The organism is Streptomyces sp. NPDC093097, from assembly GCF_044754325.1.
Lineage (GTDB): Bacteria > Actinomycetota > Actinomycetes > Streptomycetales > Streptomycetaceae > Streptomyces.
In genome coordinates, this window is the sequence record NZ_JBIVOW010000001.1 from 230276 (window position 1) to 254189 (window position 23914).

At 73.2% G+C, this 23914-nt stretch carries 17 protein-coding genes; 11 read left to right on the forward strand and 6 right to left on the reverse strand.

The window, feature by feature from the left end; translation table 11 throughout:
- Positions 1-95 precede the first annotated feature (95 nt).
- Positions 96-1649: a sialate:H+ symport family MFS transporter gene (locus ACIQE0_RS00905; protein ID WP_402328079.1), complete on the forward strand. Its 1554-nt coding sequence runs from the start codon at positions 96-98 to the stop codon at positions 1647-1649.
- 81 nt (positions 1650-1730) lie between these two features.
- Here the strand turns inward: ACIQE0_RS00905 and ACIQE0_RS00910 are convergent, their stop codons facing one another.
- Entirely contained in the window at positions 1731-2465 is a 735-nt protein-coding gene (locus tag ACIQE0_RS00910) for an MgtC/SapB family protein (RefSeq protein ID WP_366330049.1), read from the reverse strand.
- A gap of 446 nt (positions 2466-2911) precedes the next feature.
- Here ACIQE0_RS00910 and ACIQE0_RS00915 point away from each other — a divergent pair, with 446 nt between their 5' ends.
- The 5 genes from ACIQE0_RS00915 to ACIQE0_RS00935 all read left to right on the forward strand — a co-directional run bounded on the left by ACIQE0_RS00915 (position 2912) and on the right by ACIQE0_RS00935 (position 8992).
- Positions 2912-4078, forward strand: coding sequence for a CaiB/BaiF CoA transferase family protein (locus tag ACIQE0_RS00915; protein WP_402328081.1), 1167 nt, complete (start codon positions 2912-2914; stop codon positions 4076-4078).
- Entirely contained in the window at positions 4078-4350 is a 273-nt protein-coding gene (locus tag ACIQE0_RS00920; protein WP_402328082.1) for a hypothetical protein, read from the forward strand. The genes ACIQE0_RS00915 and ACIQE0_RS00920 overlap by 1 nt, the downstream gene beginning before the upstream one ends.
- Positions 4347-5489 (forward strand): acyl-CoA dehydrogenase family protein, encoded by a 1143-nt coding sequence (locus tag ACIQE0_RS00925; protein WP_402328084.1) that lies wholly within the window; start codon positions 4347-4349, stop codon positions 5487-5489. Before ACIQE0_RS00920 ends, ACIQE0_RS00925 begins: the two co-directional genes overlap by 4 nt.
- Before the next feature lie 84 nt (positions 5490-5573).
- Positions 5574-6788, forward strand: a complete 1215-nt coding sequence (locus tag ACIQE0_RS00930; protein WP_366330046.1) for an acetyl-CoA C-acetyltransferase — start codon at positions 5574-5576, stop codon at positions 6786-6788.
- 32 nt (positions 6789-6820) lie between these two features.
- The gene (locus ACIQE0_RS00935; protein ID WP_402328086.1) at positions 6821-8992 is read left to right on the forward strand and encodes a 3-hydroxyacyl-CoA dehydrogenase NAD-binding domain-containing protein; all 2172 of its coding nucleotides are present in this window, start codon (positions 6821-6823) and stop codon (positions 8990-8992) included.
- A 49-nt stretch (positions 8993-9041) separates the two neighbouring features.
- Here the strand turns inward: ACIQE0_RS00935 and ACIQE0_RS00940 are convergent, their stop codons facing one another.
- The gene (locus ACIQE0_RS00940) at positions 9042-9818 is read right to left on the reverse strand and encodes a MerR family transcriptional regulator (protein ID WP_366330044.1); all 777 of its coding nucleotides are present in this window, start codon (positions 9816-9818) and stop codon (positions 9042-9044) included.
- 384 nt (positions 9819-10202) lie between these two features.
- On the opposite strand from ACIQE0_RS00940, the gene ACIQE0_RS00945 reads away from it, so the two are divergent.
- On the forward strand, positions 10203-11645 hold the full coding sequence (locus ACIQE0_RS00945; RefSeq protein ID WP_402328615.1) for an amino acid permease: 1443 nt from the start codon (positions 10203-10205) through the stop codon (positions 11643-11645).
- A gap of 185 nt (positions 11646-11830) precedes the next feature.
- Here the strand turns inward: ACIQE0_RS00945 and sph are convergent, their stop codons facing one another.
- Positions 11831-12802 carry a sphingomyelin phosphodiesterase gene (gene sph, locus ACIQE0_RS00950; RefSeq protein WP_402328088.1) on the reverse strand — a complete coding sequence of 324 codons (972 nt, stop codon included), beginning with the start codon at positions 12800-12802 and terminating at the stop codon, positions 11831-11833.
- A 261-nt stretch (positions 12803-13063) separates the two neighbouring features.
- Here sph and ACIQE0_RS00955 point away from each other — a divergent pair, with 261 nt between their 5' ends.
- The gene (locus ACIQE0_RS00955; RefSeq protein ID WP_402328090.1) at positions 13064-13939 is read left to right on the forward strand and encodes an oxygenase MpaB family protein; all 876 of its coding nucleotides are present in this window, start codon (positions 13064-13066) and stop codon (positions 13937-13939) included.
- 51 nt (positions 13940-13990) lie between these two features.
- Here the strand turns inward: ACIQE0_RS00955 and ACIQE0_RS00960 are convergent, their stop codons facing one another.
- Positions 13991-15478, reverse strand: coding sequence for a M1 family metallopeptidase (locus tag ACIQE0_RS00960; protein WP_402328092.1), 1488 nt, complete (start codon positions 15476-15478; stop codon positions 13991-13993).
- Positions 15479-15642: 164 nt separating this feature from the next.
- Here ACIQE0_RS00960 and ACIQE0_RS00965 point away from each other — a divergent pair, with 164 nt between their 5' ends.
- Together ACIQE0_RS00965 and ACIQE0_RS00970 are read left to right on the forward strand one after the other, a co-directional pair.
- A complete protein-coding gene (locus tag ACIQE0_RS00965; protein ID WP_402328094.1) occupies positions 15643-17604 on the forward strand; it encodes a Xaa-Pro dipeptidyl-peptidase in 1962 nt (653 codons plus the stop codon).
- A gap of 83 nt (positions 17605-17687) precedes the next feature.
- Positions 17688-19022 carry a M14 family zinc carboxypeptidase gene (locus ACIQE0_RS00970; protein ID WP_402328096.1) on the forward strand — a complete coding sequence of 445 codons (1335 nt, stop codon included), beginning with the start codon at positions 17688-17690 and terminating at the stop codon, positions 19020-19022.
- 64 nt (positions 19023-19086) lie between these two features.
- Here the strand turns inward: ACIQE0_RS00970 and ACIQE0_RS00975 are convergent, their stop codons facing one another.
- Positions 19087-20115, reverse strand: a complete 1029-nt coding sequence (locus ACIQE0_RS00975; protein ID WP_402328098.1) for an FAD-dependent oxidoreductase — start codon at positions 20113-20115, stop codon at positions 19087-19089.
- A gap of 279 nt (positions 20116-20394) precedes the next feature.
- Here ACIQE0_RS00975 and ACIQE0_RS00980 point away from each other — a divergent pair, with 279 nt between their 5' ends.
- Positions 20395-22374: an FUSC family protein gene (locus ACIQE0_RS00980; RefSeq protein WP_402328099.1), complete on the forward strand. Its 1980-nt coding sequence runs from the start codon at positions 20395-20397 to the stop codon at positions 22372-22374.
- 125 nt (positions 22375-22499) lie between these two features.
- On the opposite strand, the gene ACIQE0_RS00985 is transcribed toward ACIQE0_RS00980, so the two are convergent.
- Positions 22500-23783, reverse strand: coding sequence for an MFS transporter (locus tag ACIQE0_RS00985; protein ID WP_402328101.1), 1284 nt, complete (start codon positions 23781-23783; stop codon positions 22500-22502).
- Between the last annotated feature and the right edge of the window lie 131 nt (positions 23784-23914).

A 23914-nucleotide genomic window follows, 5' to 3' on the forward strand; every position in this document is an offset into this window, starting at 1 on the left:
CCAGATTCATGCGGTGGCAGGGGACATCCGACGTCCGGTTCGGTCGTGTATGTGACGGCGAGGGGCCGGGCGGCTTCTGGAGGAGGCCGCTTCCCGTGAGGACGCACCCCGCGGACACCCCGGACCGGACGCCGCGCCGCGCCTGGTACCACGAGGTCACCCTGGGCCAGTGGAAGGCGCTGTCCGCCGCCTGGATCGGCTATCTCCTGGACGGCTTCGACTTCGTCCTGATCACCCTGGTGCTGACCGAGATCGCCCACGACTTCCACCTGGACACCGCCACCGCCGCCTCGCTCGTCTCCGCCGCCTTCATCACCCGATGGCTGGGCGGTGCGCTCCTGGGCGCGCTGGGCGACCGCCACGGCCGTAGAACGGCCATGGTCGTCAGCATCCTGCTCTACTCGCTCGGCACCTTCGCCTGCGGGTTCGCCTGGGACTACACCAGCCTGTTCGCCGCCCGGCTGGTGATCGGGCTGGGCATGGCGGGGGAGTACAGCAGCAGCGTGACGTACGTCCTGGAGAGCTGGCCCGTCCGGCTGCGCAACCGGGCGTCCGGGTTCCTCATCTCCGGCTACGCGGGCGGCACGGTCCTGGCCGGCCAGCTCTACGCCTGGGTGGTGCCCACAGGGGGCTGGCGCTGGATGTTCTGGATCGGGGTGCTGCCCGTCCTGGTCGCCGTGTGGATGCGCAGGTCGCTGCCGGAGTCCGGGGACTGGCAGGCCGAGATCGGCGACGCCTCGAAGGGCGGGACCGGGGGAGCGGTTCCGGAACACCCGCATCCGTTCCGGCTGCTGTTCGCCCGCGGGCCCCGACGGCCGGTCAACGCCGCGCTGACGGCGGTCGCCTTCGCCGCGCTGTTCTGCGTCTTCACCCCGCTGGGCGCGGGGTTCGTGCCCTGGTCGGCCACGGTCGCCGCGCTGTGCCTGGTCGCCTTCGCCGTACAACTGGGCGGCCGCCACGGCTGGCTGCGGTACGTCGCCCTGATGGTGACGGTGTTCTGCGCGTTCCTCTACAGCTGGCCGGTGCAGTCCCTGCTGCCCACCTACCTCAAGTCGGAACTGGGGTACACCCCCGCGCAGGTCGGCGAGGTGGTGTTCTTCGCCGGCTTCGGCGCCATGGTCGGCTGCTGGCTGGCCGGGTTCACGGGCGATCTGCTGGGGACACGACGTGCCTACGCCCTCACCCTGGTGGCCTCGTTGGCCTTTGTGTTCCCGGTGTTCGCGGTGCGCGGGAGCCTGGTGGGGCTGGGGGTGCTGCTCTTCGTCCTGCTGGCGCTGGGGCAGGGCATTTCCGGGATCCTGCCGAAGTACATCGCGGGGCACTTCCCGACCGCGACCCGCGCCGCCTCGCTCGGCTTCGTCTACAACGTGGGAGCGCTGGGCGGCGCGGTGGCGCCGGTCCTCGGGGCGCAGCTCGCCCGGGGCATGCCCCTGGGGCGGGCGCTGGCGGTCCTCACCTTCGGGCTGACGCTCCTGGTCGTCGTCCTGGTGGGCGGCGATGTACCCCGGCGGCTGGGGCGGTTGGTAGAGCGTCAGGAGACCGGTGACCACCTCGTGCCCGGTCCGGGGCGGGGTCCGGAGCAGGGCGGAGCGCGCCGGGCGGGCGCCTCGGAGGCCGACGGCGGGGAGGCGTCGGCCGGTGCGGCGTAGCGGTGGCGGGATTCCGGAGGCCGGTCCGGCGCATCGGTGGCGGCTCGGGGCGGTTCGGCCGCACGCGGAGGCGGCCGCTCCTCACTCCGTACTGTCGCCGTGCCGCCCCAGCGACACCCCGCGGACGCCGTCCAGTTCCGTCAGCGCCTCGATCAGGGGGTGCGCGGAAGCGCTGCCCTCCAGCCGGAGCAGCACCTCGGCCGCCGTGGTGACGCCGTCCGGAGCGGTCGCCACCTGGACGTCGGTCACCCGGAACCCGCTGCCGGTGCACAGCTCCAACATCCGTCCCAGCAGCCCCCGTTGCGTCTGGTAGACCAGGCGCAGTTCGACCTGGTCGTAGCCGGCCCCCGGGATGATCCGCTCCGACACCTTGGAGAAGCCGCGCACGACCAGGAAGTGCACGGCCGTCGCACCGATCCCGAGCAGCGGCAGCCCACCGCCGCACGCCATTCCGATGGCACAGGTCAGCCAGATGGTCGCGGCCGTCGTCAGCCCCCGGACCGCGTCCTTCCGCACGAAGATCAGGCCGCCGCCGATGAAGCCGATGCCGGAGACGACCTGCGCGGCGACGCGTGACGGGTCCAGCACCACGCCCTCCGTGCCCAGCAGCGCACCGAAGCCGTGGATGGACACTTCCATGAACAGGGCGCTGCCCACCCCGACGAGGGTGTGGGTGCGCAGCCCGGCGCTTTTCTGTCGGGCCTCGCGCTCCAGCCCGATCAGTGAGGACAACAGCAGGGCTATCGCCAGCTCGGCGAACTGACGCAGCCCCTGGCCGGCGTGGATGTCAAACAGTGCGGCGGCGAGGTGTGACATGACGACATTGTCCCTCCGCCGGCCCGGCGTTCGGTGCTCCGCGGGCCGTTGTCAGTGGTCGCGGTTAGCGTGTTCGGCGAGGGGTTGCGCGGGCGTACGCGCGGCCCGCCGGGTGGCGCCGTGGGCGGCGTCGGACGGGGGAGCGGACGTGGAGGACGGCATGGGCAGGGCGGCGCGGCCGACGGCGGCACCGGAGCGGGCCGGGGCGATGGCGCCCGGCCGCCGGATATCCGCCGTGCGGCCCATCGACCGGCTCGGCGGGGGATAGCGGCGCGGCGGCAGCGGCGCACGAAGGCCCGTGGCGGCGATGGCGGTTGAGCATCGGCGCGACGGGCCTTCGGGCGTTGGCGGCCACTTGGCACGGGGGTCTTGTGGAAAGTGGAACGCGTTCTTAACATCACGAGTGTTACATCAGAAGTGTCACAGTGCGGAAGGCGTGGGGCGCGATGACACAGTCAGGGAACGGCCCGCTGAGCGGTGTGCGGGTGGTGGAGCTCGCGGGCATCGGCCCCGGCCCGTTCGCGGCCATGCTGTTGGCCGATCTCGGCGCCGACGTCGTCCGGGTCGACCGGCCCGGAGGCGCGGGGTTGGGCATCGACCCGGCGTCCGACCTCACCAACCGCAACAAGCGCTCGGTGCTGGTGGACCTCAAACAGTCGGCCGGCGTCGCGCAGGTCCTCGATCTGGTCGAGCGCGCCGACGTCCTGATCGAGGGGTACCGCCCGGGGGTGGCCGAGCGGCTGGGCGTCGGGCCCGAGCCCTGCCTGGCGCGCAACCCCCGCCTGGTCTACGGCCGGATGACCGGCTGGGGACAGCAGGGCCCGCTCGCCGGCACCGCCGGACACGACATCGGCTACATCGCCATCACCGGCGCCCTCGGCATGATCGGCCCGCCCGACGGCCCGCCCGCCGTCCCCGCCAATCTGCTCGGCGACTACGCCGGCGGCTCCCTCTACCTCGTCATCGGCGTGCTCGCCGCGCTCCAGCACGCGCGCACCGAAGGCGGGTCCGGCCAGGTCGTGGACGCCGCGATCGTCGACGGCACGGCCCATCTGACGGCGATGATCCACGGCATGCTGGCGGCCGGCGGCTGGCAGGACCGGCGCGGCGCCAATCTGCTCGACGGCGGCGCGCCCTTCTACGGCACCTACGAGACCGCGGATGGCCGCCACATGGCCGTCGGCGCCCTGGAGCAGCGGTTCTACGCCGAGTTCATCCGCCTGCTCGGCATCGAGGACGAGGTCCCCGGCCGGGACGACCTCGCCGCCTGGGGGGAGCTGCGCACCGCCATCGCCGCCCGCTTCCGGACCCGTACGCGGGACGAATGGACCGCCGTCTTCCAGGAGTCCGACGCCTGTGTGGCCCCCGTGCTCTCCCTGCGCGAGGCCCCCGGACACCCGCACCTCGCCGCCCGCGGCACGTTCACCGAGCACGCCGGCCTCACCCAGCCCGCCCCCGCCCCCCGCTTCTCCGCCACCCCCGGGACGGTCCGCAGACCGCCCGCCCGCCCCGGTGCGGACACCGACGAGGTCGCCCGCGACTGGCAGGTGCCGAGCCTGACCGCCCCGGACGGCGGCCCGCGCGGCACCGAGGGGAAGGAAGCGGTCCACTGATGGCACCGTCCACCACCGTCCCGTACGCGGCCGCACCGCGGCGCGCCGCCGAGGAGGCCGGCGGCTCCGGCGGCCGGCCGCGCGAGACCGGCCCCGCGACGCTCGACGCCCCGCCCGCAGGCCCCGATCCCGCCGCGCCCCTCGGAGCCCGTCACGAACCGGCGCCGAGGGGCCCGCACGAGGAAGCGCCCGCCGGGGAGCCCCCGGGCCCCGGCCGCGCAGCCGGCACCGCCGTCCACCCACGCCCATCCCCCGAAGGGACAGCAGAGTGAAGCGCCAGATCTTCACCGAGGACCACGACGCCTTCCGCGAGACGGTGCGCACCTTCCTCGCCAAGGAGGTGACGCCCCACTACGAGCAGTGGGAGAAGGACGGCATCGTCAGCCGGGACGCCTGGCGGGCGGCCGGCCGGCAGGGGCTGCTGGGCCTGGCCGTCCCCGAGGAGTACGGCGGCGGGGGCAGCACCGACTTCCGCTACAGCGCCGTCCTGGCCGAGGAGTTCACCCGCGCCGGCGCCCCCGGATTCGCCGTCGGGCTGCACAACGACATCATCGGCCCCTATCTGACCTCGCTCGCCACCGACGAGCAGAAGCGCCGCTGGCTGCCCGGCTTCTGCACCGGCGAGACCATCACCGCCATCGCGATGACCGAGCCCGGCGCCGGCTCCGACCTCCAGGGCATCCGCACCTCCGCCGAGGACCGCGGCGACCACTGGATCCTCAACGGTTCCAAGACCTTCATCTCCAACGGGATCCTCGCCGACCTGGTCGTCGTCGTCGCCAAGACCACCCCCGAGGGCGGAGCGCACGGGCTGAGCCTGCTGGTCGTCGAGCGCGGCATGGCGGGCTTCGAGCGCGGCCGCAACCTCGACAAGATCGGCCAGAAGTCCCAGGACACCGCCGAGTTGTTCTTCCACGACGTCCGGGTGCCCAAGGAGAACCTCCTCGGCAAGCTCAACGGGGCGTTCGTGCACCTGATGACCAACCTCGCCCAGGAGCGGATGGCGATAGCGATCGCCGGGATCGCCTCCGCCGAGCACCTGCTGGAGATCACCACCCGCTACGTCAAGGAGCGCGAGGCGTTCGGCCGGCCGCTCGCCAAGCTCCAGCACATCCGGTTCGAGATAGCCGAGATGGCCACCGAGTGCGCGGTCACCCGCACCTTCCTGGACCGCTGCATCGCCGACCACTCCGAGGGCACCCTCGACGCGGTGCACGCCTCCATGGCCAAGTGGTGGGCCACCGAGCTCCAGAAGCGGGTGGCCGACCGGTGCCTGCAACTCCACGGCGGATACGGCTACATGAGCGAATACCCCGTCGCCCGGGCCTTCACCGACGGCCGCATCCAGACCATCTACGGAGGGACGACCGAGATCATGAAGGAGATCATCGGCCGCTCCCTGCTCGGCTGACCCTCCCGACTGTGCCGTCCGGGCCGTGATCTCGGCGGCCGACGCCGCGGCCCCGACCCCGGGCCGGAAACGAAAGGCTTTTCAGTGAGCACCGAAGCGTATGTGTACGACGCGATCCGCACCCCCCGCGGCCGCGGCAAGGCCAACGGCGCACTGCACGGCACCAAGCCGATCGACCTCGTCGTCGGCCTGATCCACGAGGTGCGGCGGCGCTTCCCCGGCCTCGACCCGGCCGCGATCGACGACATCGTGCTGGGCGTCGTCGGCCCGGTCGGCGACCAGGGTTCCGACATCGCCCGGATCGCCGCGATCGCCGCCGGGCTGCCCGACACCGTCGCCGGCGTCCAGGAGAACCGCTTCTGCGCCTCCGGCCTGGAAGCGGTCAACATGGCCGCCGCCAAGGTCCGTTCGGGCTGGGAGGACCTGGTCCTGGCGGGCGGTGTCGAGTCGATGTCGCGGGTCCCGATGGCCTCCGACGGCGGCGCCTGGTTCGCCGACCCGATGACCAACCTCGACACCGGCTTCGTCCCGCAGGGCATCGGCGCCGACCTCATCGCCACCATCGAGGGCTACTCCCGCCGCGATGTCGACGAGTTCGCCGCGCTCTCCCAGGAACGGGCCGCCGCGGCCTGGAAGGACGGCCGCTTCGACCGCTCCGTCGTCCCCGTCCGCGACCGCAACGGCCTGGTCGTCCTCGACCGCGACGAGCACATGCGCCCCGGCACCACCGCCGACTCCCTGGCGGCGCTGAAGCCGTCCTTCGCCGCCATCGGCGACGCCGGCGGCTTCGACGCGGTCGCGCTCCAGAAGTACCACTGGGTCGAGAAGATCGACCACGTCCACCACGCCGGCAACTCCTCCGGCATCGTGGACGGCGCGGCGCTGGTCGCCATCGGCTCCAGGGCCGTCGGCGAGCGCTACGGCCTTACCCCGCGGGCCCGCATCCTCTCCGCCGCGGTCTCCGGTTCCGAGCCGACGATCATGCTCACCGGCCCCGCGCCGGCCAGCCGCAAGGCCCTGGCCAAGGCCGGCCTGACCATCGACGACATCGATCTGGTCGAGATCAACGAGGCGTTCGCCGCGGTCGTCCTGCGCTTCGTCAAGGACATGGGCCTCAGCCTGGACAAGGTCAACGTCAACGGCGGCGCCATCGCCCTGGGCCACCCCCTCGGCGCCACCGGCGCGATGATCCTCGGCACCCTCGTCGACGAACTGGAGCGGCAGGACAAGCGCTACGGCCTGGCCACCCTCTGCGTCGGCGGCGGCATGGGCATCGCCACCGTCATCGAGCGCCTCTGACCCTCGTCCCACCCACAACGGAGTACGTACCCATGAGTGAGTCCACCACCATCCGCTGGGAACAGGACGAGACCGGCGTCGTCACCCTCGTCCTGGACGACCCCGACCAGTCCGCCAACACCATGAACAGCGCCTTCAAGGCCTCCCTCACGGCGGTCGCGGACCGCCTGGAGGCCGAGCGGGACGGTATCCGCGGCATCATCTTCACCTCCGCGAAGAAGACCTTCTTCGCCGGCGGCGACCTGCACGACCTGATCGCCATCACCCCCGACCAGGCCCAGCAGGCGTTCGAGGTGGGCAACGGCATCAAGCGCGACCTGCGCCGGATCGAGACGCTGGGCAAGCCCGTGGTCGCCGCCGTCAACGGCGCGGCGCTGGGCGGCGGTTACGAGATCGCCCTGGCCTGCCACCACCGCATCGCCCTGGACACCCCCGCCACCAAGATCGGCCTGCCGGAGGTCACCCTCGGCCTGCTGCCCGCCGCCGGCGGCGTCACCCGCACCGTCCGGCTGCTGGGCATCACCGACGCGCTGCTGAAGGTGCTCCTCCAGGGCACGCAGTACAACGCCGCCCGCGCAAAGGACAACGGGCTGATCCACGAGGTCGCCCAGAACCCCGACGAACTGCTCGCCAAGGCCCGGGAGTTCATCGACGCCCACCCCGAGTCCCAGCAGCCCTGGGACGTCAAGGGCTACAAGATCCCCGGCGGCACCCCGGCCCACCCGAAGTTCGCCGCCAACCTCCCGGCGTTCCCCGCCAACCTCAAGAAGCAGCTCAACGGCGCCCCTTACCCGGCGCCGCGCAACATCCTCGCCGCGGCCGTCGAGGGCTCCCAGGTCGACTTCGAGACCGCGCAGACCATCGAGGCGCGCTACTTCGTCGAGCTGGTCACCGGCCAGACCTCCAAGAACATGATCCAGGCGTTCTTCTTCGACCTCCAGGCCGTCAACGCCGGCCGCAGCCGCCCCAAGGGCGTCGAGCCGCGCACGGTCCGGAAGGTCGGCGTGCTCGGCGCCGGCATGATGGGCGCCGGGATCGCCTACTCCTGCGCCAAGGCCGGCATCGACGTAGTCCTCAAGGACGTCACGGTGGAGGCGGCCCAGAAGGGCAAGGCCTACTCCGAGGGGCTGCTCGCCAAGGCGCTGGCCAAGGGGCGCACGACCGAGCAGAAGCGGGACGAGCTGCTGGCGCGGATCACCCCCACCGCCGAGCCCGCCGACCTCGCCGGCTGCGACGCGGTCATCGAGGCGGTCTTCGAGGACGTCGCCCTCAAGCACAAGGTGTTCAAGGAGATCCAGCACATCGTCGAGCCCGACGCGCTGCTGTGCTCCAACACCTCCACCCTGCCGATCACGCTGCTGGCCGAAGGCGTCGAGCGGGACGCCGACTTCATCGGCCTGCACTTCTTCTCGCCGGTCGACAAGATGCCGCTGGTCGAGATCATCAAGGGCGAGCGGACCGGCGACGAGGCGCTGGCCCGCGCCTTCGACCTGGTCCGCCAGATCCGCAAGACGCCCATCGTCGTCAACGACTCGCGCGGCTTCTTCACCTCCCGCGTCATCGGCCAGTTCATCAACGAGGGCGTGGCGATGATCGGCGAGGGCCTGGACCCCGCCTCCGTCGAGCAGGCCGCGGCCCAGGCCGGCTACCCGGCCAAGGTGCTGTCCCTGATGGACGAGTTGACCCTCACCCTCCCGCGCAAGATCCGCAACGAGACCCGGCGCGCTGTCGAGGAGGCCGGCGGCACCTGGCAGCCGCACCCGGCCGACGCCGTCATCGACCGCATGGTGGACGAGTTCGAGCGCCCCGGCCGCAGCGGCGGCGGGGGCTTCTACGACTACGGCGAGGACGGCCGGCGGACCGGCCTGTGGCCGGGGCTGCGCGAGCACTTCCAGCAGGAGGGCGCCGCCATCCCGTTCGTGGACATGCAGGAGCGGATGCTGTTCTCCGAGGCGTTGGACACCGTCCGCTGCCTGGAGGAGGGCGTGTTGACCTCCGTCGCCGACGCCAACATCGGCTCCATCCTGGGCATCGGCTTCCCGGGCTGGACCGGCGGCGTGCTCCAGTACATCAACGGCTACGAAGGGGGCCTGCCCGGGTTCGTCGCCCGTGCCCGGGAGCTCCAGGCCGCCTACGGCGAACGGTTCGCGCCGCCCGCGCTGCTGGTCGAAAAGGCCGAGCGGGGCGAGAAGTTCAGCGACTGAGCCGGGCGTACGGGGGCGGGCCCACGCGGTCCGCCCCCGTCGACGGGACCTAGGCCGGGTGATCGTCCGCGCCCCGCGGCGCGCCGGTCTCCCGGCCGTCGCGGTCGCCGGTGCCGAGCCACTCCCGCAGCTCCTCCTTCATCGACCGCTGGAATGCGGTGACGAGTGCCTGCACCACCATCGGCTGCATGTGCGCGGACAGCGACTTCATCCGCGCCACCTCCGCCGCGTCCGGCCCGCCGTCCCCGCACGGCTCCCATACCGCGTCCTTGAAGAGCCGGCTGAGTTCCCGCGCCGCCGAGCGGGAGTGCTCGATGACGACGGTGCGCGCCGCCAGGATCGTCTCCAGCGGGATCGGCACGTCGAGCAGCCGCGTGCCCAGGTGCAGCAGCCCCGGGTCGACCCGGAAGACCTCGGGGTCCTCGGTCCGCACCAGGACGTTCATCGCCGCAAGCCGGTCGAGGTCCTCCTCGGTCAGCTCCCGGCCCACCCGCCGCTCCAGCTGGTCCCGGGTCGCGTCCTCCGCCTGGTCCGGTATCCAGCCGGCGACCAGCGCCCGGTGGATGGCCAGGTCCTGGGCGCTCAGATCGGGCGGCAGCTGCGCCAGATAGCGTTCGATGGCGGACAGGGTCAGGCCCTGGTGCTGGAGCTCCTCGATGAGCGCGAGCCGTGAGAGGTGGTCGGGTCCGTAGCGGCCGACCCGGCGCGGGCCGATCTCGGGGGGCGGCAGCAGTCCGCGGGTGCTGTAGAAGCGGATCGTGCGGACCGTGACGCCGGCGCGGGCGGCGAGTTCGTCGACGGTCAGGTCGGGGACGGACTCCATCATGTTCAACAGTATTGCTGTCTCACCAGTCCTGTGAAACCTACTTCGCCGCTCCGGGATGCGGCCGGGCCCGCTCCGCGCGGAGGTCGAGCGGGGCGTCGGCGGCGGCCGAAGCGCAAAGGGAAAGTCAAGCGATTTTCGTCGCCAGACAGGGAAGAGGCGGCCGCAAAGTGGCGGAGTGACGCCCGCGTTGAAGCTCCAACGGCATGTTATTTGCCACAAATACGGGCAAAGCCTGGGGCGAATGTGCGCCATGTGATCCCGCCCACAGACGGGGGGCGGCTCTTCGGGGAAGGTGTGCCGGTCGGTCGTCGCGCGATCCGCTGCGCCGGTCATGGTCAAGCTCTCCGAAAGCGAGATGAACCAGTAGTGAGCACAGAAACCGTCGTGGACCCGCAACAGCGGTCGTCGGACGGGGGGAGCAAGATCCAGCAGGACGCGGGGGACGTCGGCTACAGCAAGAGCCTCAAGAGTCGGCACATCAACATGATCGCCATCGGCGGCGCGATCGGCACCGGCCTCTTCCTGGGCGCCGGCGGCCGACTGCACTCCGCCGGTCCCGCGCTGGCCATCGCCTACGCGGTCTGCGGCCTCTTCGCCTTCTTCGTCGTCCGGGCCCTGGGAGAGATGGTGGTGCACCGCCCCTCGTCCGGCTCGTTCGTCTCCTACGCTCGGGAGTTCCTGGGCGAGAAGGGCGCCTACGCCGCGGGCTGGATGTACGTCGTCAACTGGTCGACCACCGGTATCGCCGACATCACCGCGATCGCCCTGTACACGCACTACTGGAGCATGTTCACCAGCATCCCGCAGTGGGTGATGGCGCTGATCGCGCTGGCGGTGGTGCTCACGATCAACCTGATCTCGGTGAAGATCTTCGGTGAGATGGAGTTCTGGTTCGCGATCGTCAAGGTCGCGGCGCTGGTCGCCTTCATGCTCATCGGGATCTTCCTGCTGGCCACCCAGCACCCGGTCGACGGGCACACCCCGGGCCTGCACCTGATCACCGACAACGGCGGCCTCTTCCCGACCGGTCTGCTGCCCGTGGTGATCGTGCTCCAGGGCGTGGTCTTCGCCTACTCCGCGGTCGAGCTGGTCGGCGTCACCGCCGGTGAGACCAGCGAGCCGCACAAGGTCGTACCCAAGGCCGTGAACTCGATCATGTGGCGGGTGGGGATCTTCTACGTCGGCTCGGTGATCCTGCTGGCGATGCTGCTGCCGTGGAACGTCTTCAGCGCCAACGAGAGCCCGTTCGTCACCGTGCTGTCCCACGTCGGCATCCCGCACGCCGGCGATGTGATGAACCTCGTCGTGCTCACCGCGGCGATGTCCAGCCTCAACTCCGGGCTCTACTCCACCGGCCGCATCCTGCGCTCGATGTCCATGGCCGGCTCCGCGCCGAAGTTCGCCGGCCGGATGAACCGCAGCCACGTGCCGTACGGCGGCATCATGCTCACCTCCGCGGTGTGCGTGCTCGGCGTCGGGCTCAACTACTGGCTGCCGGGCAAGGCGTTCGAGATCGTGATCAACATCGCCGCGCTGGGCATCATCAGCACCTGGTGCACGATCATGCTCTGTCACATGGTGTTCGTCCGCCGCTCCAAGGAGGGCCTGCTGGAGCGCCCGCGCTTCCGCCTGCCGGGCACGCCGGTCACCGACATCGCCACCATCGCCTTCCTGCTCGGCGTGATCGTGCTGATGTGGTTCGACAACGGCGTCGGCCGACAGACCGTGCTGATGATCCCGATCCTCGCCGCCGCGCTGGTCGGTGGCTGGTTCGTGGTCCGCAGCCGGGTGCGCCGGATCGCCGAGGGGCGCGAACTTGCCGAGTAGACCGCGCGGGGAGTGACACCCGCACCGACCGGGGCGGCCGCGGAGCCCGAGGGGCACCGCGGCCGCCCCGGCGCGTCCGGCCCGTTGTCAGTGGCCGTCCGTACCGTTGAGGCATGGTGGAGCGAACGGGGAGCGCGACCGCAAGTGCCCGTGCCGGCCGTGCCGTTGCCGCGGTGCGGGCCGGATCAGCCGCCGATGACCGGGTAGTGGTCGGAGAGGTTGGTGTAGGTGTACTTCTTGCCCCAGCTGGAGACGGTCCAGGGCGCCGACTCCTCCTTGATCACGGTGTTCCGCCAACCGGCCGGCCGCGCATGGCCGTTGCGGAACAGCACATAGTCCAGGTCCTCGCGGGGATCGTTCGGATAGCGGTCCGAGGCGATCGAGTTCTGCTGGGTGTCGAAGGAGTACGGGTGGCCGGTGCGGTCGTCCGCGGGCGCGAGGTCGGCGTTGGCCAGCAGCGCCTGGTACTCCGCGCCGCGGGAGTCGATGTTCATGTCACCGGTGACGATGACCTCCTCGTCGGCCGGGATGTTCTTGGCGTCGAGGAAGGCGTCCATCTCCTTGAGCTGCTTGGCGCGGTCGGCGGCCGCCTCGCCGGCTCTGCAGCCCGAGTCGGTGGACTGGGTGTGGGTGCCGACCACGTGCACCCTGGCGCCGGCCACGTCCAACTCCGCATAGACGAAGCCCTTGTTGGAGAGGGCGTCCGAGCCGCAGGCGTCCTTGTATATGTACTGCTCCTTGCGCAGCACCGGCCACTTGCTCAGCAGGGTGACCCCGCCGTCCTCGGGCACCAGGGACGAGTAGGCGCCGCCGGTGGCGTCCCAGCCGCTCTTGCTGCGGCCGACCACCGGGGTCTGGTGCGGATACTCCGCGGCGGCCCGCGACTTGAGCGCGTCGGAGGAGGAGTTGTCGAAGGCCTCCTCCAGCACGACCACGTCGTTGCCGTGGAAGAAGTCCGCGGACGCGATGGCCTGGGCCCGGTGGTCCTGGCCCCAGTTGGGATAGAGGTTCTTGCTCATCAGGAAGGTGTTGTAGGTGAGCACCTTCAGGTGGGGGGCGCTCGCGGCCGAGGCGGTGGGGGACCCGATGGCCAGGGTGGCGGCGAGGGCCGAGGCGATCGCGGCGGCCCGGGACGTACGCAGCGCGGAGTGCGGCACGGAAGCTCCCTGTTCAGGTGGGGGGAGAGGGACAGGAACCGGCGACGCACATCAAACCAGCCGGCATTACTTATAGGTAACCGCTCGGGGGGTAGGAGATGGACGGAGCGAGGATCCTGCCGAAGAGGCGAGGCGAGGCGAGGCGGCGCTGCCGCCGCCGCGGATCGCCCCGGCACGGTCACCGCTTCCCGGGACGCCCCCGCCCGCCGGCGCCCCGTGGATCCGCCGCCCGCCGGGAGCCGCCGTATGATGCGTAACCGTATGGACACGGAACGCAGCGCCCCCGACCGCACGGACCCCGCACCCCCGCCGCCCGGTGGCGTGCTCTGGACCCTGACCGGGGACATCAGATCGCTGCTGTCCCTGCCCGCCGCGCTGACCCTCCAGGTCGCCCATCGCGCGGTGGGCGCGGGCGTCGACGACCACTCGGTCTTCCGCACCGACCCCTGGGGCCGCGGCGAACGGTCCCTGGCCTCGCTCCAACTGTGGGTGTACGGCGGCCAGGCCGCCGCCGAGGAGGGCCGGCGGCTGCGGAAGCTGCACCGCACCGTCCTCGGCACCGACGCGCACGGCCGGAAGTACCACGCGCTCACCCCCGCCTACTACGCCTGGGTGCATGCCACCGGCTACCCCGTCTACCGGCACGCCCAGCGCTACCTCGGCCGCCCCTTCACCCCGGCCCAGGAGCGGCAGCTCTACGCCGAGTGGCTCCGGGTCGGCCGGATCCTCGGCATCCACGACCGCGATATGCCCCAGACCATCGAGGAGTTCTGGCCCTACTACCGCAAGGTCCTCGCCACCGAGATCGAAGAGACCGTGGTGGTAAGGGAGTTGATCGCCGTCGACCAGCCGCTGCCCGCCCCGGACCGCGGCCCCCGCTGGCTGCGGACGCTGCTGCGGCTGACCTGGCCGGTGCTGCGGCCGGGGCTCGCGCGGTTCCGGCGGTTCGTCACCATCGGGCTGATGCCGCCGGACGCCCGGCGCGCCATCGGCCTGCCGTGGACCGAAGCCCAGGAGCGCCGGCTGCGCCGACTGGGGCTGGTGGTGCGGCTGGTGGTGCCCCTCCTGCCGGAGCGGCTCCGGTTCCTGCCGGCCGCCCGGCGGGCACGTCAGGCCCACCGCGCGGCCCGTCGATAGCGACGCCGGCGGGCGGAGCCGGGCGCGCCCGGACCCCGCCCGCCGCCCCGGTCAGTGCCCGTCGTGCACGTCGTGGGTGGCCGCGATCTGCTTCCAGGACTTGGGCTGGGCCACCAGCCCCTGCGCGGCGAACGCCCGGACACCCGCGCCGGCGGCCGGCTTGGCGGGCTGGAACAGCCAGGTGTCGAAGAAGTCCGCCAGCGGCTTCCCGGACTTCTGCTCGGCGAACTTCACGAAGTCCGCGACACTGGCATTGCCGTACCGGTGCTCCGTCGGCCAGGACTTGAGCAGACCGAAGAAGACCTTGTCGCCGAGCTTGACGCGGAGCGCCTGGAGGGCCAGCGCACCGCGGTCGTAGACCGCCGAGTCGAACTGCTTGTCCGCGCCCGGGTCGCCCGGCTTCACCGTCCAGAACGGGTCGTCGGCCGGGTGCTGGGCGTAGACGTAGTCCGCCAGCTGCTGCGCGGTGCCCTCGCCCTCCTTCTCCGACCACAGCCACTGGCTGTACGCGGCGAAGCCCTCGTTGATCCAGATGTCCTTCCAGTCCTTCAGCGAGACGCTGTCGCCGTACCACTGGTGGGCCAACTCGTGTACCACGACCGAGACGTTGGTGCCGTTGTCGAACGCCTTCTTGCCGTAGAAGGGGCGGGTCTGGGTCTCCAGCGCGTAGTGCGCCGGGACGTTGGGGACGTAGCCGCCGACCGCGTTGAACGGGTACGGGCCGAAGACGCTCTCCAGCCACTCGGTGACCTCGGTGGTGCGCTCGATGCTCGCCCGCGCGGAACCGAGGTTCGCGCCCAGGTCCGGGCTGACCGCGTTGATCACCGGCACGCCGTCCGCGGTGGTGTCGGTGGTGATGTCGAACTTGCCGATCGCGAGCGTCGTCAGATACGTCGCCTGCGGCTTGTCCGAGCGCCAGTTGTAGCGCGTCCAGCCGAGCTTGGAGGTCTTGGAAGCCAGTACGCCGTTGCTGAGCGCCTGGGTGCCGTCCGGCACCGCGACGGAGATGTCGTACGTCGCCTTGTCGCTGGGGTGGTCGTTGCTGGGGAACCACCACACCGCCGAGTCCGGCTCCTGCGCCACCACCCCGCCGTCCGGCGTCCGGGCCCAGGCCGTGAAGCCGTCGATCTTCAACTCGGAGGGCTTGCCCGCGTAGCGGACCACCACGCTGATGTCCTTGCCCTTCTCCAGCGGCGCGGCCGGAGTGACCTCCAGCTCGTGCTTGCCGGAGGTGGCGTAGGTGGCCTTCTTGCCGTCGACCCGGATCTCGCTGACCTTCAGGCCGAAGTCCAGGTTGAAGCGGGAGAGGTCCTGCGTGGTCTTGGCCAGCAGGGTGGCGGTGCCCTCCAGCAGGTCCGTCGCCGGCTGGTACTTGAGCCGCAGGTCGTAGTGGGAGACGCGGTACCCGCCGTTGCCGCTCTCGGGGTAGTAGCTGTCGCCCACACCGGGGGCACCGGGCGTGAAGTCCGCAGCCGACGCCGGGATCGCCAGCATCAGGCTGAGCGCCGCCGCACCCGGGACCAGGAGTCTGTGACGCACGAGTCCTCCAACTCGTAGGGGAGGTGGATCTCTTTGGAGCTTATGTACGCACTGAACACCACGTCATGTCCATGGCCCCAGCTGACACATGACCGACATCTGGCCGACACGAGCCTCGGACGCGCCTCTTCTGCACGGGAGTTGACCCGCGCTACCGTCCGCCCGTGACGATACGCACGGGAACTCCCCACCCCCCTTGGACATCCCTCGTCCTGACCGCCGTGCTCGCCCTCCTCGCCCTGCTCGCCGCCCCCGGCGCGGTGAACGCGGCCCCGGCTCCCCGGGAGAGCACCCCCGTCTACTCCTACGACCGCGCCCTCCGCGAGACGGTCTGGGTGGACACCGGGCTCGACGGCGACGGCGACGGCCACCCCGACCGGGTCGCCGCCGACATCATCCGGCCCTCCGAACCCGCCCGGCAGGGCCGCCGGATCCCTGTGATCATGGATGCCAGCCCCTACTACTCCTGCTGCGGACGCGGCAACGACAGCCAGAAGAAGACCTACGACGCGCAGGGCCGCCCGGTCCAGTTCCCGCTCTTCTACGACAACTACTTCGTGCCCCGCGGCTATGCGACCGTCCTGGTCGACCTGGCCGGCACCAACCGCTCCGACGGCTGCGTCGACGTCGGCGGCCGCTCCGACATCCAGTCCGCCAAAGCCGTCGTCGACTGGCTGAACGGCCGGGCCCGCGGCTACTCCGCCCGCTCCGGCGGCAGACCCGTCACCGCGGACTGGTCCAACGGCAACACCGGCATGATCGGCAAGAGTTGGGACGCCACCATCGCCAACGGCGTCGCGGCCACCGGCGTCCCGGGCCTGAAGACGATCGTCCCGATCGCCGGTATCTCCTCCTGGTACGACTACTACTTCGCCCAGGGCGCCCCGCTCTACGACGGCGGCCCCGACGGGCTCGCCAGTGCCGTCGAGAGCCCCGGCGCGCACAAGAACTGCGCCGCGGTCCAGAAGAAGCTCGTCGACGGCGCCCCGCGCAACGGCGACTGGACCGGCCTGTGGACCGAACGGGACTACGTCCGGCACGCCGACAAGGTCCGCGCCAGCGTCTTCCTCGTCCACGGCATGCAGGACCTCAACGTCCGCACCAAGCACTTCGGCCAGTGGTGGGACGCGCTCGCCCGGCACGGCGTCCAGCGCAAGATCTGGCTCTCCCAGACCGGCCACGTCGACCCCTTCGACTACCGCCGCACGGACTGGGTGCGCACCCTCCACCAGTGGTTCGACCACTACCTGATGGGCTACGGCAACGGCATCGAGCGCGCCCCCATGGCCGATATCGAGCGGGCCCCCGACTCCTGGGCCACGGACGCCCGTTGGCCCGCGCCGGGCACCACCGCGGTCACCCTGCACCCGCGCAACGGGACCACCGCTGGCGTCGGCGCACTCGGCACCCGGCCCACCCCGGCCGGCCAGACCGCGGCCTTCACCGACGACCCCGCCCTCGGCGAGGCCGACTGGGCCGGCGCCGTCGACCGGGCGACACCGGCCAAGGCGGGCTTCACCACCGGCCCGCTTACCGCACCGCTGCGGCTCTCCGGCGCCGGCACGGTGACCGTCACCGCCACCCCCAGCACCACCAGCGCCCACCTCTCCGCCGTCCTCGTCGACCTCGGCCCCGACACCATCCGCAACTACGCCGGCGACGGCGAGGGCATCGTCACCCGCACCACCACGAGCTGCTGGGGCGCCGGCACCAGCGGCGACACCGGCTGCTTCAAGGACACCGCCGCCGACACCCGCACGGTCGGCTTCACCGTCTTCAGCCGCGGCTGGGCCGACCTCGGCCATGCCACCGACCCGCAGCACGGCCACCCGCTCACCCCCGGCAAGCCCTACACCCTCACCCTCCAACTGGCCGCGAGCGACCACGTCGTGCCCGCCGGGCACCGGCTCGCGCTGATCGTCGCCGGCACCGACGCGAACCTGATCGACCCGCCGGCCTCCCGCCCCACGCTCACCCTCGACCTGGCCCGCACCACCGCCCGGCTCCCGCTCACCGGCGGCGCCCCGGCCCTCGCCCGGGCCACCGCCGGCACCCCGGCCGCCCCACCGGCCCGGACCGCGCTGGGCGGCATCGCCCCGCCGGTGGCGCCCGACCGGCTGCCCTGACGGATACTGACGGCGACCGACCGGTCACGGCCGCCCCCGCGCAGGGGGCGGCCCACCGCCGTCGCCGATCTCCGGAGGCTCTGGTGTCACCCCTGCGCGCACTGCGCTCCCGCGGCCGACGACCGGGCCTCGCCCTCGGCGCACTGGCCGTCGCCGGCACCGCCGCGTTCGCCCCGTCCGCCTCCGTGCCCACCGCCCCGACGCCCCCGCCCCGCACGGGATTCGAGACCAGCCACGGCGCCCGCTGGACCAGCGGCGCGGAGGAGACCGCGTTCCTCGCCGCCGTCGGCCGGGCCTCCCCGCGCGTCCGCATCGACCGGATCGGCCGCACCGCCCAGGGCCGCCCGCTGCGCCTGGTCCGGATCGGCGCCCCGGCCCCCGCGACCCCCGCCGTCGTCCGGCACGGCAACTCCGTCCTGCTGATCTGCTCCCAGCACGGCAACGAACCCGCCGGCCGAGAGGCCTGCCTGACCACCGTCCGCGACCTCGCCCGCGCCCGGGACGCGGCCACCGCGCCCTTCCTGCGCCGCACCAGCGTCCTGGTCGTCCCCACCGCCAACCCCGACGGCCGGGCCGCCGACACCCGCGGCAACGCCGACCGCACCGACATCAACCGCGACCACCTCGCACTGGCCACCCCCGAAGCCCGCGCGATCGCCGCCGTACTCCGCGACTACCACCCCGACACCGTCTACGACCTGCACGAATACCGGCCCACCGCGCCCTGCTACGACAAGGACCTGCTCTCCCTGTGGCCGCGCAACCGCAACACCGCGGCCCCCGTCCACCGCGCCTCGACCGCCCTGTCCCGGGACTTCGTCGCCCCCGCCGCCCGGCGGGCCGGCTTCACCACCGGCGTCTACGGCATCTGGACCGACCCGCTGACCGGCGCCCCCGTCAGGCAGGTCGCCGGCGACGGCCAGGAGCGGATCCTGCGCAACACCGCCGGGATCAAGGGCTCCCTCGGGCTGCTGGTGGAGACCCGCGCCGTTCCCCTCACCGAGGCCGAGCGGGCCGACCCGGCACGGTTCAACCGGCGCCGGGTGGCCGCCCAACGCGCCGGTCTGAAGGGGCTGTTCGCCTTCCTCGGCCGGCAGCGCGGCCGCATCGAGGCGGCCACCGCGGCGGCCCGGACGGCCGGCCTCGCCGACCGCGGCCCGGTCCACCTCGGCGGTGCCGCCAACGAACCCCCGGCCGCGGACCGGATCCTGACCCGCCCGCCGCGCGCCTACCGCCTGGACGCCGCGCAGCTCACCCGGGTCCGGGCGGCCCTCACGGCACACGGGGTGCGCTGGCGACGGGACGGCGACGGCGGCGCCACCGTCCCGCTGCGCCAGTCACTGCGCACGCTGGTCCCGCTGCTCCTCGACGGACGGGCCCCGCATCACCTCGTGGCCGGCACCCCGACCGATCACTGAGGGGGCGGCTACCCAACGGGCAGCAACCGCACCGGGCGCACGAAGCTCGCCCGGCTCACCCGATTCACCCGGCCACCTCCGCGCGCACCAGCCGCAGCACCTCGTCCGCGCACCCCCAGGACACGGTCACCCCGGCACCCCCGTGCCCGTAGTTGTGCACACACACCGTCCCGTCCGGCAGCCGCTCCGCCGCCAGCCGCACCGTGGGGCGGGCCGGGCGCAGCCCCACCCGGTGCGCCAGCACCCGGGCCCGCGCCACCTCGGGGAAGTACCGGGCGCAGCGCGCCACGATCGCCTCCGCCACCGCCGGATCGGGCTCCCGCGACCAAGCGCCCTCCCGCGCCGTCCCGCCCAGCACCAGCCCGAAGGGCTGCGGCAGGACGTACGCGGTCTCCACCGCGCCCGCCTCGGCAGCGGTGAACCACTCCCGGACGCCCGGGTTCTCCACGATCACCAACTGCCCCTGCACGGGCTGCACCCCGGGATCCGGCACCAGCTCGCGGGCGCCCAGACCGGAGCAGTTCACCACCGCCACGGCGCCCTCGGCCGCCTCCGCCAACGACGCCACCGGGCGCGCCTGCACCGTCCCGCCGGCCGCCGCCAGCCGCCGCTCCAGATACCGCAGGAACACCGGCATCTCCACCAGCGGCGCATGGGCCCGCCAACCGGAGCCGCAGCCCGGCGGAAGCTCCTCGGCGCGGGCCCGCCGCAGCCCCGGGAGCGCCGCGTACCAGTCACCGAGGCCGTCCGCGGGGCCGTTGTCCCCGGCGGGCGCCCCCGGCTCGTCGGCCATGACGCCCGCCACCAGCCGCGACCCGGTCTCGGCCGGCGCACCGGCGAGGTCGGTGAACACCTCCAGGGAGCGCAGCGACCACCGGATCGCGTCGTCGTACGGCTGGATCCGGTACGGCCAGCACAGGCCGCCGGCCACCGCCGAGGTGGTGTCGGCGGCCGCGTCCCGGGCCACCACCCGTACCCGGTAACCGGCCTCGGCGAGCACGACCGCCGAGCTCAGGCCGATCACCCCGCCGCCGACCACGCATATCTCCGGGGCCACCGACCCGTCCGCTCCCGACGACCGCTGCTGCGCCATCTCCGTGCCCTCCTCGGTTTTCCTGGTCCGTGGTCTGCGGTACCTGTCCGATTCCCCGCCGACTGTGATCTTGTCCTGGTGTGATCTCCGCTTAACCCTCCCGTAGCGGGTTGGACGGAAGCAGAACGTACGCTGGTAGTGCCCCCGGTGGCCCGGCCCCGCGCCGCGCCACCGACCGGGCCCCCGGCACCGTCGGCCGATGACGCCCCTCGGAACCGCCCGCGGCCCCCATGGCCGCGCCCCCGCATTCCGTTCGTCCGTCTTCGCCCGAGGAGGCCCATGCTCCGCCACCGGCGCGCCCTGCCCGCCTGGCTCGCCCACCCCCTCCGCTGGCAGCGGCTGCCCGTGCCGTGGGCCGCGGTGGCCAGGGGGGCGCTCTGCGTGGGACCGCTGCTCGGCGCGGGCATCGCCACCGGCCACCCGGCCCCCGGGGTGCTCACCGCCGTCGGCGCGATGCTGGCCGGTGTCAACGACCGGCCGGGCACCCGGCGCACCGGCATCGTCCACATCGGCCTGCCCGCGCTGGCCTCCACGCTCGGCACGCTGATGGGCGCGTCCCTGCGGGCGGCCGACGCCGGCTGGTGGTTCGTGCCGGCCCTGGCCGCGGTTGCCTTCGTCTCCGGCGCGGGCAGCGTGGCCGGCCCGGTGCGCTCCACCGCGGCGATGCAGATGCTGGCCGCCACCGTCCTCGGCGCGGGCATGCCGCTGCCCGGCGCACCCTGGGCGAAGGCGCTGTACGTCCTCGCCGGATGCCTCTGGCTGCTCCTTCTGCGCCTGGTGCTGCGGACGCCGCGCCGGTCCGGCGGCCCGCTCAGCGGGGAGCGGGCCGCCGTCGCCACGGTCTTCGACGCGCTCGCCGACGCCCTCGCGGCGGTCGGCGGGTCCGGCGCGGAACCGGCCCGGCGCCGACTGACCGCCGCCATGGACCGCGCCGACGAGGCGCTGCGGCTGCGCCGGCTCACCAGCCGGCTGCTGCGCCGCCCCGCCCGCCCCGAGGAACTGCTGCTGGCGGAGCGGTTCGCCGCCGCCACCGCGCTCTGCGAGGCCAGCGTCGCGCTGCTGTGGGAGGCCCGGCCGCTGCCGTCCCGGGTTGCCGAGAGCCCGCGCCGGTTCGCCGAGGCGCTGCGTACCGGCCGCCCGCCGGGCCGGCTCTCCGCCCCGGAGAACAGCTCCGCCGGCCGCGGCGCCTTCGACCATGCGCTGCTGGACGCCGCCGTCGCCTTCGCCCGGGAGCGGCCGCTGCCGCGGCCCGCGGCCGGCGCCGACACCCCGCCCGCCCGGACCGCGCGGGCCCGCGGCTTCCTCAGCCCGGTCGCCCGGGAGTACGGGCTGCGGGTCGCCGTCTGCATCGGGGCCAGCGCCGCGGTGGCCCTGCTGCTCCGCGCCGAGCACTGGTACTGGCTGCCGGCGACGGTCACCTTCCTCGTCAAACCGGACCTGGGCCCGCTGTTCTCCCGTACCGTCAACCGCTTCGCCGGCACCGCCGCCGGCGTCCTGGTCTTCGCGGCGGCCGGGCTGGTGTTCCCCGGCAGCTGGTGGCCGGCCCTGGTGGCCGGCGCGGCCGGTGCGCTGCTGCCGTTCGCCACCCGGCACTTCGCGCTCCAGACCGGGGCGATCACGCTGATGGTGCTGTCGTTCGTGTACGTCGGCGGCGCCCCCCGGGCCGCCGGCGAGCGGATCGTCGACACCTCCATCGCCTGCGCGATCGTGCTCGTCGTCGGGCACCTCCCGCACCTGGCCGACCCGCGCCGCCGGATCGGCCAGCGGGTCACCGAGGCGCTGCGGAGCACCGAGCGCTTCCTGCGGTACGTCCTGGAGTCCCAGCCCGCCGGGGACGCCGCCGAGGCCGTCGGCCCCGCCCGTACCGGCGCGGTCGCCGCCCGGCGGCTGGCGCTGCGCCGGGACGCCTACCGAACGCTGGCCCAGGCCCGGGCCGCCGCCGAGACCGCCGCGGCGGAGTTCCGCGCCGCCCGCGCCGCCGACCCCGACTGGCTGACCATCGTCACGGCGGTGGAACGCATCGTGGACGCCGCCACCGCCTGCGCCATCCGCCTCGACCGCGGCGCCCGCCGCCCGAGCCCGGAGGAGGCCGAACGGCTCTGCCGTGCCCTGGCGGCGATGACCGACGCCCTGGAGGACCCCCGCCGCCGCCCGACCGGCACCCCGCCACCGGCCCTGCGACCGGTCCCGGACTGCGCGACCCTCACCGACGTCGCCGCCGAACTGGAGCGGCTGCGCGAGTACGCCGGGGCGCACTGACCGGTGGCCGTCCGTCCCGCTCACGCGCGGGGCGGACGGCCACCCGGCGACGGGGCTTCCTCAAGGGGCTCCGCGGAGCCCGGGCATCGCGGAGCCGAGTGGCGGCGGGGCCGTCTCCGCTGCCGTTACGGGGCGGCCACCGGCGCGCCCGTGGAACCGCCGGCCGCCCGCCGGCGCACCCGCACCGCCTCCGCCGCCCCGCCGAGCGCCAGTGCCGCCGCCACCAGCAGGGTGCTGCCCCACAGCGGAGCCCGATAGCCGAAGCCCGCGGCGAGCGCGACGCCGCCCAGCCAGGGGCCGGCGGCGGCGCCCACATTGAGCGCCGCGGTCGCGAAACCGCCGCCCAGGGTGGGCGCCTCGGTCGCCGCGTAGAGCACCTGCGCGATCAGGGTGGAGCCGACCGCGAACGACAGCGTCCCCTGGACGAAGACCAGCACCACGGCGGCCACCGCGTTGCCCGCCGTCAGCGCGAAGAGCGCCCAGCCCACGAGCAGCGCCGTCCCGCCGGCCGCGAGCAGCGGGCGCGGCCGCCGGTCCGCCAGCCGCCCGCCGGCCGTGACACCGGCGAACGAGCCCAGCCCGAACAGCGCCAGCACCACCGGCACCCCGGCCGCACCGAGCCCGGTGACGCCGGTGACCAGCGGCGCGAGGTAGGTGAAGGTGCAGAAGGTGGCGCCGTTGACCAGCGCGCCCAGCAGCAGGGCCACCAGCAGCTGCGGACGGCGCAGCGCCCGCAGCTCACCCCGCGCGTCCGGCGCCGCGGCGCCCGCACCGGAACCGGTCGAACCGGCCGAACCGGTTGAACCGGCCGAACCGGTTGAACCGGTCGAACCGGCCGAACCGGCCGAACCGGCCGTAATGGCTGAACCGGCCGGAACGGACCGCACGAGGGCGACGACCGCCGGCACCGACACCGCGGCCACCGCCCAGAACGCCGCACGCCAGCCCCACTCCTGCCCCAGCACGGCACCCGCCGGAACGCCCGCGATACAGGCCAGCGTCGTGCCGCCCAACAGGACGGAGGTCGCCCGGCCCTTGGCGTCCGGCGCGACCATCGCGGTCGCGGTCGCCAACGCCACCGCCAGGAAACCGGCGTTGGCCAGCGCCGCCACCACCCGGGTGGCCAGCAGCACCCCGAAGCTGGTGGTCACCGCGCCGACGAGGTGCACCAGCAGGAAGGCGACCAGGAAGACCAGCAGGGCGCGCCGCCGCGGCCAGCGCCGGCTCAGCAGCGCCATCAACGGCGCCCCGACCACCATCCCGGCCGCGAACGCCGAGGTCAGCGCGCCCGCGGCCGGGATGGACACCTGCATGTCGGCGGCGATGTCCGGGATCAGCCCGGACAGCATGAACTCGGACGTGCCCTGCGCGAACACCGCCAGCGCGAGGACGTAGAGAGCAAATGGCATGTGAAGATCTCCGCAACCACACCGTGGACCGGCACGGACCGCGGGCGGCGTCGGCGGACCGACGACGCGCGGTACGGCCGGTGAGGGAAGCGGCAGCCCCGGCTACCGCAATGACAAGACCTGCCCTGCGC

Coding starts and splice junctions, on each gene's coding strand:
- ACIQE0_RS00920 (WP_402328082.1), top strand. CDS start 4,078: ATGGCACCGTCCACCACCGTCCCGTACGCGGCCGCACCGCGGCGCGCC.
- ACIQE0_RS00985 (WP_402328101.1), bottom strand. CDS start 23,783: ATGCCATTTGCTCTCTACGTCCTCGCGCTGGCGGTGTTCGCGCAGGGC.
- ACIQE0_RS00980 (WP_402328099.1), top strand. CDS start 20,395: ATGCTCCGCCACCGGCGCGCCCTGCCCGCCTGGCTCGCCCACCCCCTC.
- ACIQE0_RS00935 (WP_402328086.1), top strand. CDS start 6,821: ATGAGTGAGTCCACCACCATCCGCTGGGAACAGGACGAGACCGGCGTC.
- ACIQE0_RS00955 (WP_402328090.1), top strand. CDS start 13,064: ATGGACACGGAACGCAGCGCCCCCGACCGCACGGACCCCGCACCCCCG.
- ACIQE0_RS00975 (WP_402328098.1), bottom strand. CDS start 20,115: ATGGCGCAGCAGCGGTCGTCGGGAGCGGACGGGTCGGTGGCCCCGGAG.
- ACIQE0_RS00915 (WP_402328081.1), top strand. CDS start 2,912: ATGACACAGTCAGGGAACGGCCCGCTGAGCGGTGTGCGGGTGGTGGAG.
- ACIQE0_RS00910 (WP_366330049.1), bottom strand. CDS start 2,465: ATGTCACACCTCGCCGCCGCACTGTTTGACATCCACGCCGGCCAGGGG.
- ACIQE0_RS00940 (WP_366330044.1), bottom strand. CDS start 9,818: ATGATGGAGTCCGTCCCCGACCTGACCGTCGACGAACTCGCCGCCCGC.